Origin of the sequence: Streptomyces sp. SP17BM10, assembly GCF_036322405.1 — a bacterium.
Classification (GTDB): Bacteria; Actinomycetota; Actinomycetes; order Streptomycetales; family Streptomycetaceae; genus Kitasatospora.
On sequence record NZ_JAQYXB010000661.1, the window covers coordinates 160,132 to 177,276 of the forward strand.

Annotated in this window: 16 protein-coding genes; 3 read left to right on the forward strand and 13 right to left on the reverse strand. The window is 76.0% G+C overall.

Annotated features, from left to right (window positions below; all coding sequences use genetic code 11):
• Positions 1 to 14: 14 nt before the first annotated feature.
• The 13 genes from PUR71_RS31425 to PUR71_RS31485 all read right to left on the reverse strand — a co-directional run bounded on the left by PUR71_RS31425 (position 15) and on the right by PUR71_RS31485 (position 14,485).
• Positions 15 to 4,076 carry a LysM peptidoglycan-binding domain-containing protein gene (locus tag PUR71_RS31425; protein ID WP_329930561.1) on the reverse strand — a complete coding sequence of 1,354 codons (4,062 nt, stop codon included), beginning with the start codon at positions 4,074 to 4,076 and terminating at the stop codon, positions 15 to 17.
• The gene (locus PUR71_RS31430) at positions 4,076 to 4,546 is read right to left on the reverse strand and encodes a hypothetical protein (RefSeq protein WP_329930562.1); all 471 of its coding nucleotides are present in this window, start codon (positions 4,544 to 4,546) and stop codon (positions 4,076 to 4,078) included. Before PUR71_RS31430 ends, PUR71_RS31425 begins: the two co-directional genes overlap by 1 nt.
• Positions 4,547 to 4,850: 304 nt before the next feature.
• On the reverse strand, positions 4,851 to 5,252 hold the full coding sequence (locus tag PUR71_RS31435) for a TadE/TadG family type IV pilus assembly protein (RefSeq protein WP_329930563.1): 402 nt from the start codon (positions 5,250 to 5,252) through the stop codon (positions 4,851 to 4,853).
• A gap of 65 nt (positions 5,253 to 5,317) precedes the next feature.
• Entirely contained in the window at positions 5,318 to 5,692 is a 375-nt protein-coding gene (locus PUR71_RS31440; protein ID WP_329930564.1) for a TadE/TadG family type IV pilus assembly protein, read from the reverse strand.
• Positions 5,693 to 5,781: 89 nt separating this feature from the next.
• Positions 5,782 to 6,066, reverse strand: coding sequence for a hypothetical protein (locus tag PUR71_RS31445; RefSeq protein ID WP_329930565.1), 285 nt, complete (start codon positions 6,064 to 6,066; stop codon positions 5,782 to 5,784).
• Between the two features lie 67 nt (positions 6,067 to 6,133).
• Positions 6,134 to 7,012 (reverse strand): hypothetical protein, encoded by an 879-nt coding sequence (locus PUR71_RS31450; protein ID WP_329930566.1) that lies wholly within the window; start codon positions 7,010 to 7,012, stop codon positions 6,134 to 6,136.
• Positions 7,009 to 7,977, reverse strand: coding sequence for a type II secretion system F family protein (locus tag PUR71_RS31455; RefSeq protein WP_329930567.1), 969 nt, complete (start codon positions 7,975 to 7,977; stop codon positions 7,009 to 7,011). The genes PUR71_RS31450 and PUR71_RS31455 overlap by 4 nt, the downstream gene beginning before the upstream one ends.
• Entirely contained in the window at positions 7,977 to 9,638 is a 1,662-nt protein-coding gene (locus PUR71_RS31460; protein ID WP_329930568.1) for a CpaF family protein, read from the reverse strand. The genes PUR71_RS31455 and PUR71_RS31460 overlap by 1 nt, the downstream gene beginning before the upstream one ends.
• Positions 9,628 to 10,944, reverse strand: coding sequence for a hypothetical protein (locus PUR71_RS31465; protein ID WP_329930569.1), 1,317 nt, complete (start codon positions 10,942 to 10,944; stop codon positions 9,628 to 9,630). The genes PUR71_RS31460 and PUR71_RS31465 overlap by 11 nt, the downstream gene beginning before the upstream one ends.
• The gene (locus tag PUR71_RS31470; RefSeq protein ID WP_329930570.1) at positions 10,944 to 11,798 is read right to left on the reverse strand and encodes an SAF domain-containing protein; all 855 of its coding nucleotides are present in this window, start codon (positions 11,796 to 11,798) and stop codon (positions 10,944 to 10,946) included. Before PUR71_RS31470 ends, PUR71_RS31465 begins: the two co-directional genes overlap by 1 nt.
• A 118-nt stretch (positions 11,799 to 11,916) precedes the next feature.
• Entirely contained in the window at positions 11,917 to 12,858 is a 942-nt protein-coding gene (locus PUR71_RS31475; protein WP_329930571.1) for a hypothetical protein, read from the reverse strand.
• A complete protein-coding gene (locus PUR71_RS31480) occupies positions 12,852 to 13,424 on the reverse strand; it encodes a hypothetical protein (RefSeq protein ID WP_329930572.1) in 573 nt (190 codons plus the stop codon). The genes PUR71_RS31475 and PUR71_RS31480 overlap by 7 nt, the downstream gene beginning before the upstream one ends.
• A 188-nt stretch (positions 13,425 to 13,612) precedes the next feature.
• Positions 13,613 to 14,485, reverse strand: coding sequence for a hypothetical protein (locus tag PUR71_RS31485; protein ID WP_329930574.1), 873 nt, complete (start codon positions 14,483 to 14,485; stop codon positions 13,613 to 13,615).
• Positions 14,486 to 14,632: 147 nt separating this feature from the next.
• Between PUR71_RS31485 and PUR71_RS31490 the strand changes: the two genes are divergently transcribed.
• The 3 genes from PUR71_RS31490 to PUR71_RS31500 all read left to right on the forward strand — a co-directional run bounded on the left by PUR71_RS31490 (position 14,633) and on the right by PUR71_RS31500 (position 17,129).
• Positions 14,633 to 15,061, forward strand: a complete 429-nt coding sequence (locus PUR71_RS31490; protein WP_329930575.1) for a pyridoxamine 5'-phosphate oxidase family protein — start codon at positions 14,633 to 14,635, stop codon at positions 15,059 to 15,061.
• A 141-nt stretch (positions 15,062 to 15,202) separates the two neighbouring features.
• A complete protein-coding gene (locus PUR71_RS31495) occupies positions 15,203 to 15,655 on the forward strand; it encodes a MaoC family dehydratase (RefSeq protein WP_329930576.1) in 453 nt (150 codons plus the stop codon).
• Positions 15,656 to 15,977: 322 nt separating this feature from the next.
• Positions 15,978 to 17,129, forward strand: a complete 1,152-nt coding sequence (locus tag PUR71_RS31500; RefSeq protein ID WP_329930877.1) for an MBL fold metallo-hydrolase — start codon at positions 15,978 to 15,980, stop codon at positions 17,127 to 17,129.
• Positions 17,130 to 17,145 lie beyond the last annotated feature (16 nt).

Consider the following 17,145-nt stretch of genomic DNA (forward strand, 5'->3'; position numbering starts at 1 on the left):
CCGGAGAACGGGGGTCAGGAGCCGGCCAGGAGGTCGCGGAGGAGAGCGACCGTGTCGGCGTCAAGGTCGCGGCCGGTGCGGCGGCTCAGGGCGTCGAGCCGGTTGACGGCGCGCAGGAGCTGGTCCCGGGCGCCGGCGGAGGCGTACGCGTAGAAGAGGTCGCGGTGCAGCAGCTCGACGTCGGGGGCGACCGCGAGGCCGCGGAAGACGGCGGCCTCGGCGCTGCGGTGGTCGCCGTACTGCAGGCGGCGAGCGGCGAGCTCGTGCGCGGTGTCGACGATGGCGGCGATCATGTCCTGGCGCTCCGCCTCGGCCCACCCGTAGGACGCGGGCGGGGCCTCGGCGAACGGGGCGCCCCGGACCAGGGCCAGGGCGTGGGCCAGCGCGGCGTCCGCCGTGGCGCTGGTGCTGCGCATGCCGCGCCGGTAGAGGCTGCGGAACTCGTCCCAGTCGCACGTGACGGTCGGGGCGTAGGAGTAGCCGTCGGCGGTGTCAGTGGGCAGGAACGCGCGGCCCTCGGGGGTTGCGCCGAGCCAGGCCGCGAGGCCCGCGATCTTGCCGGTCAGCGGGCTCTCGGCGGCGGCCGTGGTGGGGTGCGGGTCCAGGTGGGCCGCGCCCGGGTGGAGGTCGTGGTCGAGGGCCGTGTGGTCGGCGCCGGGGCGCAGCGCGAGGTAGGCGGCGAGCTCGGTGAGCCGGGGCAGGTGGCCGGGCTCGACGGTGCCGAGGGCCCCGACCACGTCGACCGGGCCGAGCAGGCGGATCCGGGGCGCGTTGCGGGCGCTGTGGGCCTCCGGGGAACGGAGGATGGCGAGGAGGTCGTCGCTGTCGGTGCGTCCGGCCGTCGTGGCGACGGTCGCCGTGGCACCTGCGGTCGTGACCGCGGCGGGGGCGGTGGCGGCGGGGCCGGTACCGGCCTCCGGACGGGCCGGCACCCGCGGAGCCGCGCCGGTGGGCGCCGGCGCCGGGTCGTGCGTCGGCGCGGGCTCGACGGCCGGCTCGACGGCCGGCTCGACGGCCGGCTCGGCGACCGGCTGGACAGCGGGCTCGGCGGCGGGCGCCGGAGCCACCTGCTCCGGAACCCCCTGCCCCGCAACCACGGCCTCCGGCGCGACCGGCTGGACCGGCAGCACGACGGCGGCCGGACCCGGCACCCGCAGGTCCCGGGTGCTGTCCGCGCCGCCGCCCTCCCCGAGGCCCTTGTCGACCGGCTGCTCGACCGGCCCGACCGGCCCGACCGGCCCGAGCGGGGCGACCGGCCCCACCGGAAGAACCGGCGGCAGGACTGGCGGCAGGACCGGCGACACCTGCCCCGTCACCGCCTTGCGCCCGAGCCCGTTGACGGCGTGCCGCCCGGTGCCCGTCGTCGGCGCCGCCGGATCGGTGCTCGCGAACGGGCTCGCGCCCGTGCCGATGACCCGGGTGAGCGCCCGGGCCCCGGCCCCCGTCCCAGCCCCGGTCCCGGCCCCGGCGGCGTCCGCGCCCACGAGGCCCGCGCCCTCCACGGCCGGGCCGCCGACCGTGGCCAGCACCGGCACGGCGGCGGGCAGTTCGGCCGTCTCGGAGTCGTCATCGAAGCCGTCGTCGGCGTCGTTGTTGCCGGGCCCGTCCAGGGTCCACGCGGGCGCCGGGTGCTGGGTGGCGTCGTCGGCGGCCCGGAGCAGTTCGGTGACCTGGTCGTACTGGGCGCCGGTGAGCCGCTGGAGCTCCACGGTCAGGTGCAGGCCGGGGATGGTGGCCTGGCCGGTGGTCGGGAGGGTCCAGCGGGCGACCGGGCCGGTGCCGCGCTCGGGGGCGCGGGTGACCACGGCGACGCAGGTGCGCGGCCGGGCGTCGAGCAGGCGGCCGAGTTCGGCGGGGATGCCGCCGCCGGGCTGCTGGGCGCAGAGCACGATCTCCGGGGTCCAGGACTCGTCGGCCTGGCCGCGGCTGCGGGCTTCGCGCGGGCTCGTGGCCTCGGCGGCGACGAGGGTGGCGCGGGCCTTGGCGGTGCGCGGGCCGAGGGCGGCGAGCGCGGCCTCGAGGGTGGGGTGGCGGTGGACGCGTTCGGCGGCCGGGCCGCTGATCGGCACCTCCTCGGCGAGGTCGACGAGGTGGAGGTGGAGCCGGTCGGCGAGCGGGCTGTGGGCGAGCTCGATGGCGAGGGTGCGCAGGACGTCACGGGCGTCGTCGGGGTGCCCGGAGAGGTGGAGGAGGCGGACGGTCTCCAGGTCGGCGAGGACGACCGAGCCGTCCGGCGCGGTGCCGAGGGTGACCAGGGCCGGGTAGGGGGCGGCGGTCTTGCGGGCCTGGGCGGCGCTGAGGAGGTCGCCGGCGTCGGGGCTGCACCACCACACGTTCGGGGCGTGCGCGGCGCGGAACGGCGCGATGGGCGCGGCCGGGCCGGAGAGGTGGAGCTCGACGGTGTGGCCGGGGGTGATCCGGGCCGCGATGATCGCGGGCAGCCGCTTGCCGCCGCGGACGGTGTTGCGGGCCATGGTGCGCAGGGCGCGGTCGAGCAGGTCGAGGCCGGCGTCGTCCTGCCGGGCCCTGAGCTCGTTCTCGAAGGAGGCGGCCTCGGCCTCGGGCATGGTGATGCGGTGCCTGGGGCGGCGCGCGCGCAGCTGGCCGCCGCGCTTGTGGGCGACGGTGCCGATCATGATGGCGGCGAGCAGGACGCCGACGGTGGAGGCGGCGAGGGCGACGGAGTAGTCGTCGCTGGGCGCCGGGTCGGCGTGGGCGGCGGGCGCGGGCGCGGCCTGTTTGGGCGTGGGCGCGGGCACCGGGGCCTGGGCGGCGGGAGCCTGCGTGGCGGGCGGCTGGGCAGCGGGCGGCTGGGTGGCCGGGGCCGACGGCGCGGGCGCCTGCTGCGCGGGGGCCGGGGCCGGGTCGGGCGTCGGTGCGGGCGCCGGAGCCGGAGCAGGCACAGGAGCCGGCGCGGGGGCAGGGGCGGCAGCCGCGCCGGGGACGGTGAGCACCATGCCCGGCACCAGCTGGTCCGGGTCCGTCAGGCGCTCGCCGTCCGGGGCCTGGACGCCCTTGTTGGCGTCGAAGATCTTCGGCCAGGCGTCACCGTCCCCCAACTCGCGCTGCGCGATGGCGGAGAGGGAGTCCCCTTCCTCGACGGTCACCGTCCCGTGGCCGCCGGCCGCCTGGGCACCCGCCACGCCCGCGGGCTCCGTCCCCGCCTGGGGGGTCTGCGGGGCCTGCTGGGTCTGCGTGGGGGCCGAAGCGGAGGCCGAAGCGGAGGCCGAAGCCGGCGCCGAGCCGGGCGCCGGGGCCGGCGACTTGGCCTCGTCCGGCTTCGCGTCGGCGGGCATGAGGAGCTCCCAGCCGGGCTGGATCGGCCGCTCGGCGTCGAAGCGCGCGCCCGAACCGTCCATCGCCCGGCCGTCGTTGAGTCTGGCGATCTCCACCCACCGCTCCCCCGAGCCCAGTTGCCGCTCGGCGATGGACCACAGGCTGTCGGCGGGCCGGCTGTCGCGCACCGTGTAGGTGGGGTGCTGCTCGGCGGCGGCCGCGAGGGCCGGCGCGGCGTGCGCCGCCGGCAGGGCGGCGCGCTGCACACCGGGCGTCAACTGGGCCGGAGTGGTGGCCGCCTGGGGGCGCTCGGACACGGCCGCGAAGGACGAACCGGCCACCGGCAGCAGCGCGAGCACCGCGCCGACCAGCCCGGCGGCCATCCGCTGGCTCCAGCCGAACGCCGGGATCCGGCGGGCGATCCGCCCGCGCAGCTGCGCCGGGACCTCCAGGAGCACGGAGAGGGCGAAGCAGGCCCAGGCCAACCAGCCGACGACGACCAGCAGCCACAGGAACAGCCGCCCGTCGTCCGGGCCGGTGAGGGCCTGGCCGATGCCGTCCGGGGCGACGTCGCCCATCGCGGCGACGGCCTGCGTCCCGTAGAGCAGGAGGGCGGGCAGGCCCAGCAGCAGGGCGGCCAGGGTGACCAGCGCGGCGAGCGCGGTGATCACGGCCCCGGCGCGGCCGCGCCCGCCCCGCGGGCGCCGGGCGGGGGCCTTCGGGACCCGTTTGTGACTCCGGGCGGTCCGGGCCTGGTCCGGGGCGGGTCGGGCCTGGTCCTTGGCACGTGGCGCGGCCATCAGTCGGTCTCCGCTTTCTCGACTCCGTGGACGAGGGTGGCACTGCCCTTGCCCGTTACCTTCCGCTCGCCGAGGGAGCCCAGCAGGACGGGCCGGAAGTCGCTCACCACGGTGACGGTGACGACCTTGCCGTCCTGCGAGAACTCGACCTTGGCGGCCTTGAGTCCGTACAGCCCCAGGTAGGCGTCGGCGGCCTCCTGGGCGTAGTCGTGTTTGACCTGGATGCCCTTGCCCTGGAGGACGAGGGCCTGGTCGAGCTGCTGTCCGCCGACCCGGGCCGCCTCCTGTGCGTAGGCGTCGGTGCGTTCGGCGACCCGCAGCCGGCCACCGACGTCGACGACGATGGCGATCACGAACACCAGGTAGACGGCGCAGATCGCCACGAAGAGCGAGACCGCGCCGCGGTCGGACCGGCGCCGCAGCCGGCCGGCCGACCGGCCGCGCAGCCCGGCTCCCTCACGTGCACGCACCTTCACACCCCCTCGGACTTCCGCACCGCTGCTCGCCCCCCGGCCCTTCGTGGCAGTTCGTCCCCGTTCGTCCCCAAGCCGTTCGCCCCCAAGCCGTCCGACCCCGCCCCGACCGCCCTCGACGACCCCCGGCGGCCCAACGACCCCCGAGCCCCGACGAGCCCCGACAACCCCCGACGGCCCCGGCGGCCCCCGACCCCCCACCGGGCGCCGCCCGGCCCCGTTCCGTCATCGCCCGAGCGCTCTCCGCTTGCGTCTCCCCCGCCCGGGCCGTCCCCAATCCCCGGATCCGGCCCACCTGTTGTCACGCGCCCCGGTAGCGGTCCACCACGGAGGTGAACTCCCCGGCCAGGGTCTTCGTCCCGGGCACCCCGGAGAGCCCACCGAGCAGGTCGCCCAGCCCGACGTCGCACACCACCCGGACCTTGACGGTGGCGACGGCACCGCCCGGCAGGTCCAGTTCCCCCTGGGTGACGGTCACCGAGAGGTTGGCGCAGGAGACGCCCTGCTGCTTCAGCTGGTCGCGGGCCGCCTCCGTGGCCGGCTCCGCCATCCCGTCGAAGCTGCGGACGAGCGAGGCCGTGCGGGCGGCCGAGCGCGCCGCCGCCTCGATCGTGCCGGAGGTGGTCTGCAGGCGCCCCGCCGCGATCGCGATCAGGACCAGCCCGACCACGTACGGCGCGATGATCGCCGCCTCGATGGCCACGCCGCCGCGGTCCGGCCGTCGCCGCACCGCTCGCGGACGCCACCGCGAGCGCGCGCAGGGCCCGCTCACGGCGCGGCCGCCGGCGGGACGAAGCGCTCGCGCGGCGCCTGCGCGAACTGGGTGATGTGCGGCGCGGTCAGGCCGGGGATCAGCAGCGTCGGGGTCAACCGGACGGTGACCCGGACCTGTTGCGCGGTGCTGCCCTCGGTGCTCACCTCGTACGAGCCGCCGCCCTGCCGGTGCAGGAAGTCCTCGGCCTGCGCGCGCGCCGCCGCGTCCTTGCTCTTGTCGTCCGCGGCGCCCTGCGTGCGGCCGGCCTCGACGCCCTCGCGGGCGGCGGTCAGCGCGACCTGCCGCGCGTACCACCACAGCGAGGCCTGGACGACCAGCAGCAGGAGCAGCAGGACCACCGGGAAGACGATGGCCAGGCTCAGGCTCATCGCTCCCCGGTCGCCGCCGGCACGGCTCCCGCCGCTGCCACCAGTGCCACCCCTGCCGCCACCGCGCGAGCGGCGCATGTCGCCCGTCATCAGGTTGACGCGCCGCCCGGGTACTTCGGGTCCTGCTCGACCTTGGTGGACACCTTCTTCTGGAGGATCACCAGCGAGGCCGCGACGGCGCCCGCGACGACCACCAGCGCGATGATGGCGAGGGCGAGCTCGATGCTGATGGCGCCGCGGTCGCCGCGGGCCCTGGCGGCGCGCAGCCGGCCGAGCCGGAAGGTGAACAGCAGCAGCGCGAACTGGACGGGCAGGAGCACGGGCCGCAGGAACAGCCCGGCCAGGTACTTGAGCCGGACGGCCAGGTGTGTCATCGGGTTCTCCCGGTGGTGTGGTGAGGTGCGGTGCGGGCTCACCCGCCCGGCGGGTGCCGGGCGGGCGTCAGGCGAGCATCTGGTGGAGCGCGGGGAAGACGATCAGGACGGTCATCAGCAGGGTCAGCGCGGACCCCGGGGCGACCATCCGCTCGCTGTCGGCGTTGGCCCGGGCCAGGTCCTCGGCGAGCAGTTCGCCCCGCAGGCCCTTGGCGCGGGCCCGCAGGGTGTCGTACACGGCGGCGCCGTCGGTGCCGGACAGCCGCATGATGTCGGCGACGTCCTGGAGCGGGGTGAGGCCGAGTTCGCCGGCCAGCGCGTCCAGGCCGGCCCACGGCGGCAGGCGGTCGGTGGCGGCGCGGTCGAGGGCGTCGCGGATGCGCAGGAACACCGTGCCGCGCCCGACCGAGGCGGCCCGGCGCAGCGCCTCGGCGGGCCCGCAGTCGGCGGCCCGTTCGAGCGCGACGAGTTCGAGGTAGGCGGCGATGCCGTGCAGGTACTCGATGCGCGCCTCCTTGGCCTCGCCGGCGACGATGGCGTCCGGGACGAACCAGAGCAGCGCGGCCAGCAGCGGTCCGGCCACCAGCGGCAGGGCGAAGGGCAGTTGGACGTCCACGACGGCGAACACCGCCGCCAGGTAGGCGGGCAGCATCAGGCCGATCACGGCGAACAGCAGCTTGTGCACCATGAAGCGGGCCGGGGTGCGGCCGATCAGGGCGAGTTCGCGGTGCGGCAGGCGCACCCCGCGCACGGCGACGGAGCGCTCGCCGATCCGGTCGTACCAGCGCGGGCGCTCGTCCGGGTCCTCGGGGCGGTCGGCGGGGGCGCGGTGCAGCCGGTCCAGGGCCTGGCGCAGGTCCGGTGGCGCCGGGCGCAGTTCGGCGATCAGCAGCGCGACGCCGCCGGCCGCGACGGCGCCGGCCAGGATCGACCACGGCGAGATCATCGGGCCTCCCCGAGCAACTCCGGGGCCTCGTGGGCGTCCTGGGCGGGGGCGGCGCCGCGGCGGCCGGTGCGGCTGCGCCGGTCGGCGACCAGCAGCCGGGGCACCGGCGGGTGGGAGGCGAGCGCGCGCATCCACGCGATGATGGCGACGAACAGCGCGGCGACGACGGCGAGCACGACCTGCCCGACGACGGTGGTGTAGGGGCGGGTGTAGTCGGAGTTGAACGCGCCGACCACTATCACCAGCGTGATGATGCCGACCAGCCAGCGGATGGTGGTGCGGTGCTTGGAGCGGTCGGCCTCGATGGCGCGGCGCTGGCGCACCTCCTCGCGCACCGAGTCGGCCATGTCGGCGAGCGCGCGGGCGAGGCCGGGTCCACTGTCGCCGGCCCGCAGGAGGAGCGCGGCGAGCACCTTGTCGGCGGTGGCGTCGGCGAGGCTGTCGGCGAAGGCGCGCAGCGCCTCCTCGGGGCGCCAGCGGGCCTGGAGGCGGGCGGCGAGCTCGCCGATCTCCTCCTCCAGGGCGGCGGGGGCGGTACGGCGGCTGGTGACGATGGCCTGGTTGAGGCCGACGCCGAGCAGCAGCACGTCGGCGATGCGCTGGGTCCACTCGGAGAGGGCCTCGAGGCGTTCGATCCGGTGGGTGTCGGAGCGGGTGGTGTCGAACAGCCAGGGCAGGCCGAACACGGCGAGCGGCACCAGCAGGGCGCTCAGCGGGATGCCGGTGAACAGCCAGCCGAGCGCGGCGCCGATCAGCGCGAGCGGCAGCTGGATCCGGCGCAGGCGCACCATCCGGGCGGAGGCGGTGCCGGAGGCGCCGTACCAGAGCACGTGGGCCCGGGTGGCGAGCGGGTTGTGCGCTCCGTCGCCGTCCGTCTCCGGGGCCGGTTCGCCGCCGCGGGCCCACGCCACCAGGGCGACGAGGCCGCCGGTGACGAGCAGCCCGCACAGCACGAAGAGCAGCATCACCGAACACCACCGCCGATCCGCAGCTGGAGCTGGGAGGTCCAGCTCCCGTACCGGGCTCCGAGGAGCGAGGCGTCGAAGCCGGCGCGGCGCAGGTCGTCCAGGCACTGCGGCGGGGTGTGCGGGACGGCGCGCGGCTCGCCGAGCTCGGGGCGCGGGCCGAACACGGTGTTCAGCGCGGGCCGACCGCTCTCGCCGAGGCCGGTGACCTCCAGGACGTGTGAGACGAAGCGGTGCCGGCGTCCGCCGACGGCCGTCTCGTCGACCATGGCGACGTGCACGATCAGGTCGAGCGCGTTGGCGGTGAGGCGGTAGGCGAGGCCGTCGGTCATGTGCGAGCCGTACTCCAGGCAGAGTTCGGCGATGCGGTCGACGACCATGTGCGGGCCGCGGGCGTGCAGCGTGCACATCGAGCCGCCCTCGCCGTTGGTCATGACGCGCAGCATCGGCACGACCTCGCCGGAGCGGACCTCCCCGACGATGATGCGCGAGAGCGTCATCCGCAGCGCCGCCGGGATGAGGTCGCCGATGGTCAACTCACCGGCCAGGCGGCCCTCCACGCGCTCGCCGTTGCCCTCGCGGGCCTCCATCGGGACGACCTGGCGCAGGTGGCCGAGGGTGTGCAGCCAGAGCTCGAACTCCGACTCCAGGGTGCCGATCCGCTCGTCCGGCGGGATCTCGGCGGCCATGGCGCGCAGCAGGCTGGTCTTGCCGACGCCCTGGGTGCCGGTGATCATCACGTTCTTCCGGGCCCGGATGGCGGCGGCCAGGAAGGCGGCCAACGTGCTGTCCAGGGTGCCGAGTCGGACCATCTCCTGCAACGTCGCGGAGGCCACCCGGTGGCGGCGGATCGCGACGTACGGGCGGGGCGTGACCTCGGTGAGCGCCTGGAGGCGCATGCCGCCCTCCAGGCGCAGGGCGAGGGTCGGACTGGCCGTCGAGAGGCTGCGCTCGCCGCCGCCGTGCTGGCGGGCCAGGTCCTGGAGCAGTTCGACGAGTTCGGCGTCGGTGTCGGCCACCGGCGGCACCTGGCGCAGCGGCTGGTGGACACGCGAGACCCAGACGTCGTCGCAGCCGTTGATCAGGATGTTCTCGATCTCCGGGTCGTCCAGGTAGGGCTGGAGCCGGCCCGCGCGGAACAGCAGGTCGAAGACGGCCTCGGCGAGCGCGCGGTCCTGTTCGCGGGTGGGCGGGATGCCGTGGGTCTGCGCGTAGGCGTCCGACCAGCGCGCGACGGCCTCCTCGATCAGCGCCCGGCCGCGCTGGCGGCGGGTGGCGCGGTCCGGCTCGGCGCCGGTGCCTGAGGTCAACCGGGCGATCTGCTGGTGCAGTTCGGCCGCGACCTGGCGCTTCAGCTCGCGCGCGACCTGCGGGTCGACGGCCGGCCGGGTCGCGGCGCCACGCAGGTCGAGCGAGGGCAGCTGGGACGGGACGGCGGTGGGCCCGGCCGGCGCGGCCTCGTACGCGGACTGCTGGGCGTACGGCGGCTGTTGGGCGTGCTGCTGGGCGGGCGGCTGGGACGGCTGGGGCGGCTGGGGCGGCTGGACCGACTGACCGGGCGCCGGCTGCGGACGGACCGGCCCGGTCGCGGGCAGCGGACCCGACCACGGGAGCGCGGCCGGATCGGCGGACGGACGCTGGTGCAGGGGGCTACCGCGCACGGAGCACCTCCCCGGGGCCGTGGGGCCGGCCGTTCACCGGGGGCTGCTGCTCCTGGTGCGGGTCCGGCTCCTGGACGTGCTGTTCTGGGACCTGCTGCTGTGGGGCGTGAGGCTGTTGGGCGTACGGCTGTTGGGCGTAAGGCTGTTGCGCCTGCTGCCCGTGGCCCTGCTGCTCGTAGGCCTGGTGGCCGTACGCCGCCGGAACCTGCCCGGGGAACGGCGCGGGCGCAGCCGGCTGCGGCGCGAGCCCGGCGAGCGGCGCCACCGGGCCGGTGACGATCACCGGCGCGACCGGCTGCGGCGGGGACGGGAACGGCGGCGGCGGCGGCTGCGGCTGCGGCTGCGGCTGCGGCTGCGAATGCGAATGCGAATGGAACTGCGGCTGGGCCTGGGACCGCTCGGACGACTCCACGGCCGACTGCAACCGCGCCTGAGCGTACGGACGTTGCTCACTCCCGACGCCCGATGGCGCAGCCACGGCGGCAGGGGCCGGCGTCGCGACCGGACCCGCCTGCGCGGGCGACAGCCGCTGCCGCCGTCGGCGCACCGCGAGCTGCGCCTCGTCCGCCGCCGACCGGGCCGTGCGCATCAGTTCCGACCGGATGAACCGCCGGTCGGTGATGTCCCCGCCGTCGGAGAGCACCCGCGCGGTGCGCACCGCGTGCGGCAGCAGCCCGAGCACCGGCAGGCCGAACTCGCGCGACACCTCCGCCCCCGAGTACGGCCCCTCCGCGACGAGCAGCAGCCCGAGCGCGTCCGCCCCGGTGCCGGCCGTCGCGAGGTCCTCGGCGAGCGCGGCCAGCCGGGGCCGGGCCGCGCTCAGCCCGCGCAGGGTCGTGCGCACGGTGGCCACGACGACGTCCGCCCGGCGGGCGAGGACGGCGCTCGCGCCGGTGGCGCCGGAGCGGCCGAGGTCCACGATGACGTCGTAGCCCTGCTGTTCGAGCCCGTGCAGCACCTCGGCGAGCGGCTCCCAGGTGTAGGCGAGGCCGGGCGCCTGGCTCGGGTCGGTGAGGCCGGGCAGCAGGAGGCGGTCGGCGGTGCCGTCCGGGGAGAGGTCGACGAGCTGTTCCCAGAGCGTCTGGGCGAGCAGGCCGCGCCGGTCGGCGATGGCCAGGTTGCGCAGCCCGTACACCGCTTCGACGCGCCCCTCCAGGGCGCCCGCGAGCACGGCGCCGCCGTCCGGGTCGGCCTCGACGAGGAGGATCCGGCGGCCGGGCTCCAGCGGCCAGGCGAGCAGCAGGGCCAGCGCGGACGTGGTCGCACCGGGTGCGCCGGGGCCGCCGGCCACCGCGATCACCGCCATCAGGCCCCACCCGCCCCTGCGCTGCGGCTCGCGCCGGCCGACGGGCTGGCGGCAGGCGGCGCCCCGGCGGCGGAGGTCCCGGGCGCGGGAGTGCCCGGTGCCGGTGTGCCGGCGGCCGGGGAGGCGGGCGCCGCGGGGGCGGGGGTGGACGCCCCGGCGGCCGGCGGCGCGTCCCCGGCGGCGGCGCGCGGCGCGAGCAGCACCTGGATCCGTCCGCTCGCGACCCACTGGGCCAGCCGGGAGCCGTCCGCCGTGCCGACCGCGACGTCCGTCACGACGCTGCCGTCGGTGTCCGGGCGCCCGACCGTGATGACCGTCGCGGTCAGCGAGTCCGCCCGGCCGTTGTCGGGGGTGTAGACGATCACGACCTGCATGCCCGGCTGGAGCCGGGAGGCGGGCAGCTGGCTGCGGTGGGCCGCCACGCCGACGATGATCTGCCCCGGCTGCACGGCCAGCGACTGGGCGAGGTCGCCCTTGGTCAGCATCGCGCCGCGCTTGAGGTCGGTGGCGGCCCGCAGGCCGATCGCACCCGACCGGTCCTGCGCGGACACCGGGCGCAGCGCCGGGTCGGAGGCGATCCGCGCGACCACGAGGTCGTCGTCGGTGATCACCTGCCCGTACGGCACGTCCCGGGCGAGCGCCAGCACGGCGACCCGCTGCCCGGTGCTGTTGTAGAGGACGGCGCCGCCGAGCCCGCCGGCGGCGATCAGCGCGATCGACATGGCGAGCACGGCCGGACGGCGGCGCCGGGCCCGGAGGGTGCGGGCGGGAGCGTGCGGCGCGGCGCGGCCCTTGCCGCCCTTGCCCTTTCCCCCGCCCTGGCCCTGCGGCTGTTCGGGAACGGCCACGGACACCCCGGCGCCTGCGGGTGCGCCGGGTCCCGGCGTCGCGTACGTACGGTTCTCCACCGGGTTCCGGCCTTTCGCGTGTCGTCGTGCTCGTCGGTCGTGCGTGCGGGGTCGGCGGGGCCGGTCAGTTGAGGACCTGCACCTCGGCGACCTTGAGCTGGAAGGTGGCGGTCTGCGGCATGGGGATCTCGAAGTTCCTTGTGTTCAGACCGGTGACGGTGACCGCGCCCACCCAGTTCGCCGTGGCGGACACGGTGAACGCTCCGCCGGGCTCGCCGGCCGAGCCGGTCGCGAACTCGTAGCCGCAGTCGGGGGACTTGGCGCCGCCGTAGCCGTCCTCGTACGGCGTGCCGGGCTTGTCGCAGGTCAGCGAGAGCTTGTCGCCGAAGTTCCAGACCACGTTCTTCAGCCGGGGCGTGACCGTGACGGTGACGCCCCGGAGGGTCAGGGAGACGGGCTGCGGCGCCTGGTGGCCGTTCACCCAGAGCCAGACCGGCGACTTCACCACGGCCGTGCCGAGCGGCCTGGCGGTGGGCGCGGGGGCGGGGAAGGCCATCTTGTCCTTGAGGATCTCCAGGGCGAGCGCCCGCGGGTCCGGCGGCGGCGCGGCGGGCGCGGAGGCGCTGAACCGGATCGCGCCCGGGGAGAACCCGCCCCCGGCCTGCGGGCACGACGGCAGGTACAGCGACCCCTCCGACGGTTTGTGCCCCTCCCACGCGGGGTCGTCGGCCGGTTTGTCGACGGTGGTGTAGTAGCAGCCGTCGCTGTTGCTGAACCAGCCCATCTCGGGGTCGTGGCAGGGCCATTCCTGCCCGTGGTAGCCGCAGAGCAGCGGGCCGTCGCCACTGCTCCCGCCCCCGCCGCCCCCGCCGGTGCCCCCACCGCCGGTGGACGTTCCTCCCCCACCGTGGATGTCGCCGCAGATCACGTTCGGGGCGCATTGCTGCGCGCCGCCGCCCGGTGTTTCGTCCGCGATCGCCGGAACGGCCGCCGACATCAGCAGCAGGGCCGCCGACACCGGGACGAGCGCCGCGCGGCGCCGAGCGGTGTTCCTGGTGCTCAGCATGTCCGGTCCGCCTCCCGCTTGAAGTCGTAGATCAGCCAGCGTGCTTGGAACCAGCGCAGGGACGCCGTCGCCACGTACCGCTCGACCCGGCCCACCGGTTCGCGTTCGGCCTTCGTGGCGGCGTCGACCCGGTGCCAGTCGGACAGGTCGAGGCAGTCCTCGATCACGGCGGTGTGCGGATCGGCTTTCAGGTCGACCGACGTCACGACGGCGGAATTGCGCGGTGCTCCGGTCATGACCAGCTTGGCGTCGTGGAGTTGGCGCAGTCCGACGAGCGTATCGGCGAGCGCCCGGCCGGAGGAGTACGTCTCCAAAGCGATTCCGTCCGAATCCGTTCGGCCGAATGCCTCGGCCTGGGCCCGCCACCAGTCCTGATAGGTGTTCATGGCCAGTCGCCCGGCGGATCCTTCCGGACCGGTGGTCGGCGCGATCGTGGCGTTTGGAGAACCACCCGAAGGAGTTAGCGGGTTCACTTGCGCGACGCTCGGCGCACCCGTCCCGAGACGATCCACGGAACCGCCCGACCCACCGCTCGCGCACGCGCCGAGCAGCATCGCCAGAACCACCCCACCGACCCCAACCGCCCCAGGGCGCAACACATTTCCGCGCTGCCGCATCGCCCCACCTCATCGCGACCGAACCCGACCGAAGTCCGTGGCCGCCGGAAGAATTCCGCCGTCCCACCGATGTTTCCGCGGGGCATCGATTCTTCGCCAACCCACCCCATCACGGCAACACCTCGGGCCCCCTGACCTTACGCGGAAGGCGGATCCGTCGGGGCACTTTCGCGCCACAGGACGGCCAACAGTTCTTCGGAAAGCGACAATCCGGCCAATGCGCCCCGCACGGCCGCCCGATTGCGCATCAAGAGGCGCCCGCCCTGCGGCGGAACGAGCAGGCGCGCGCCCGGCGCACCCGAACTTCCGGCCGGTTGCGCGGCGTCCGCGAGCGCGGCGACGGCGGGCTGGAGGTCCAGCGGCCCGACGGCGGCCGGCGCCCCCGGCAGGCCCTGGCGTAGCACGGTGGTGAGGGCGTGGCTGAACGATCCCTCACCCCCGGGCAGGACGGCGTCCCGGCCGCGTCTACCGGGGACGTAGCGGCCGATCCGGCCCCAGAGCGGGACGCGGGAGTAGCTCAGCAGCTCGCCCGCGCCCTCCTGGCCGGAACGGGCGTCGGCCCCGCGTTCGAGCGCCGCCCAGGTGTCCCGGTCGGCGACGGCATCGACGAGCAGCAGCGCCTCCTCGTGGGCGCCGTGCACCATCGCGCTGACCACCCAGTCCCAGGCGAGGCCGCGGCGGTAGGCGTTGTCGGCGGTGCTGCCGGCCGTGACCAGCGCGAGCCGGCGCCCGCGCGGGTCGGCGACCAGCTGGCCGAGCAGGCAGACCACCAGCCAGCGACCGGGGTGCTGCGCGGCCGAACGGACGGCGGTGAGCATCGCGTTGGCGTCCGCGTCCGGCGCGACGGCCGTGACCCGGCAGCCCCCCGCGCCGGCGTCGAAGCACATCCCGGGCAGGTCCCCGGCGAGCAGGCGGGCACCGTCCGGCGCGTGCGCCGACCCGCCGAAGGCCTTGTCGGGGCCGCCGTCGGCCCCGATCACCACCAGATCCACCCCGCCGACCATCCGCACGCCCCCTCCTCGCCGGCCCCGGCGCACCCGGGGCCGCCCGCCGGGCAGGCTACCGCCCCCGGCCGTCGCCGACGGGGCTCCCGACCCCTCCGCTCCGGGACCATGGGCCCTATCGGCCCGCGCGGCGACCGGAGGACGATCGGACGCATGGAGCCCGACGACCGTGTGGAGACCCTGAGCGAGACCGAGTGCCTGCGGCTGCTCAGCACCGTGCCCGTCGGGCGCGTGGTGTACACCGAGCACGCGCTGCCCGCGGTCCTGCCGGTTTCCTTCGAGGTCGTGGAGGGGCGGCTGCTGCTCGCCGTGCGCCGGGGGAGTGCGACCGCGCGCGGGCTCGACGGCACCGTGGTGGCGTTCCAGGCGGACCTCCTGGACCCGGTCACCCGCACCGGGTGGAGCGTGCTGGTGCACGGGCGGGCGAACGCCGTCGGCGACCCCGAGCAGGTGCGGCGGGCGCTGCGCTCCGGACTGCGGCCGTGGGTGGGGGACCCGGAGCCGATGTACTTCGCGCTGGTGCCGGAGCTGGTGAGCGGGCGCCGGCTGCTCCCGGCCGGACGCGGCGTGCTGTGGTCGTGAGGCGCCGGCCGGGGAGTTCCGCGGTCGTCGGGGAAAACGGGAAGAGGTGCGGGACCCGCTCCTGACAGGTACCGGGGAGTAGGCATACCCTGCCGACGTCCTGATCACCGGGCTGCGGCCCGTCCCCCTCCAGGAGCGACCGTGACGAACTTCGCCTCCCTCGCCGACCTCACCGCCGCCGTCGGCACCGAGCTGGGCACCAGCCAGTGGCACACGATCGATCAGCGGCGGATCGACCTGTTCGCCGAGGCGACCGGCGACCACCAGTGGATCCACGTGGACCCGCAGCGGGCCAAGGAGAGCCAGTTCGGCTCGACGATCGCGCACGGGTACCTGACGCAGTCGATGATCCCGGTGCTCGCGAAGGAGTGCTACAGCGTCGAGGGGGTGCGGATGGCGCTCAACTACGGGTCGGAGAAGGTCCGCTTCCCGGCGCCCGTACCGGTGGGCACCGCGATCCGGGCCACCGCGGAGCTCGTGTCGGCCACCGAGGTGCCGGGCGGGGTCCAGGCGGTCGTCCGCTTCACGATCACCAGCGCGGAGAGCGCCAAGCCGCACTGCGTCGCGGAGACGATCACCCGCTTCTACGCCTGACCCGCGGCCGGGGACGGGCCCGTCGCCGCGGACGGGCCTGTCGCCGCGGGCGGGCCCGTACTCCGATTGGCCCGCACGGGCGTCTCCACCAGGTCCGGACGGCTCACGGGGCGTAATCTCCGACGAGATGGTTGTCGCACCGCCGGGGGCCGCACCCGGCCCGCCCCGCAGCGCGCCCCCGGCATGCCCGGTAGCCGTGACCGTCCCTGGAGGAGCCGTGCCCCGCCCTGCCCCCTGGTTCTCCCGCCTCGCCGGTCTGACGTCCCAGCTCGCTCCCGCGCCCACGCGGCCGGCGCCCGGCCCGGGATCCGGCCTCGCCGCACTGCCCCGCGCGGCCTGGCACCGCGTGCGGGCCGAGGCCTTCGGGGCCGACCCACGCGGCGAACGGCTGGCCCGCATCCTCCGCTCCCCGCAGTTCGCCGACGGCTCCTTCCGCAACCCGCTGCCCACCCGCCGGCTGGTGTACGAACGCAGTCCGCTGGAGATCACCCTCGCGCAGCTGTCCGGCGACAAGACCCGCCGCGCGCCGGCCGCCGCCGTGCCGGTCCACCGACTCCTGCCCTCCGACCTCGCCGAGCCGCCGGAGTCCGGGCTGCGGCTCACCTGGCTCGGGCACGCGACCGTCCTCGCCGAGATCGGCGGACGCCGGGTGCTGATCGACCCGGTCTGGGGCGAACGGTGCTCCCCGTTCGCCTGGACGGGCCCCAAGCGGCTGCACCCGGTGCCGCTACCGCTCGCCGAACTCGGACCGGTGGACGTGGTGGTGGTCTCGCACGACCACTACGACCACCTCGACATGGCGACGGTCCGCGCGCTCAACGGGACAGGCGCGGTGTTCGCCGTGCCGCTCGGGGTGGGCGCGCACCTGGAGCACTGGGGGGTGCCGGCCGCGCGGATCGTCGAGCTGGACTGGTGGGAGTCGGCCGAGGTGGCGGGGCTGACGCTGACGGCCACGCCCGCCCGGCACTACTGCAGCCGGGGGCCGCGCACGAGCGCGCTGTTCCTGTGGGCGTCCTGGGTGATCGCCGGCGGCGGACACCGGATCTTCCACAGCGGGGACACCGGCTACTTCCCCGGCTTCGCCGAGATCGGGCGCCGGCTCGGGCCGTTCGACGCGACGATGATGCAGGTCGGGGCGTACAGCGACTTCTGGCCCGAGGTCCACATGACGCCCGAGGAGGGCGTGCGGGCGCACCTGGACCTGGGCGGTGAGCTGCTGCTGCCGATCCACTGGTGCACGTTCAACCTCGCGCTGCACCCGTGGGAGGAGCCGGCCGAGCGGGTGGTCACGGCCGCCCACGCGCTCGGCGCCCACCTCGCGGTGCCCCGCCCCGGCAAGCCGTTCGAACCGGTGAACCCGCCGGCGCTGCGGCTGTGGTGGCGGGCCGTCGCGGCGGCGGCGCGCGGGAGCGTCGACCCGGTGGTGGTGCGGGAGACGGGTTTCAACGAACAGATTTCAAAATCTGTTCGCTGAAATCTGTTATCTGTTA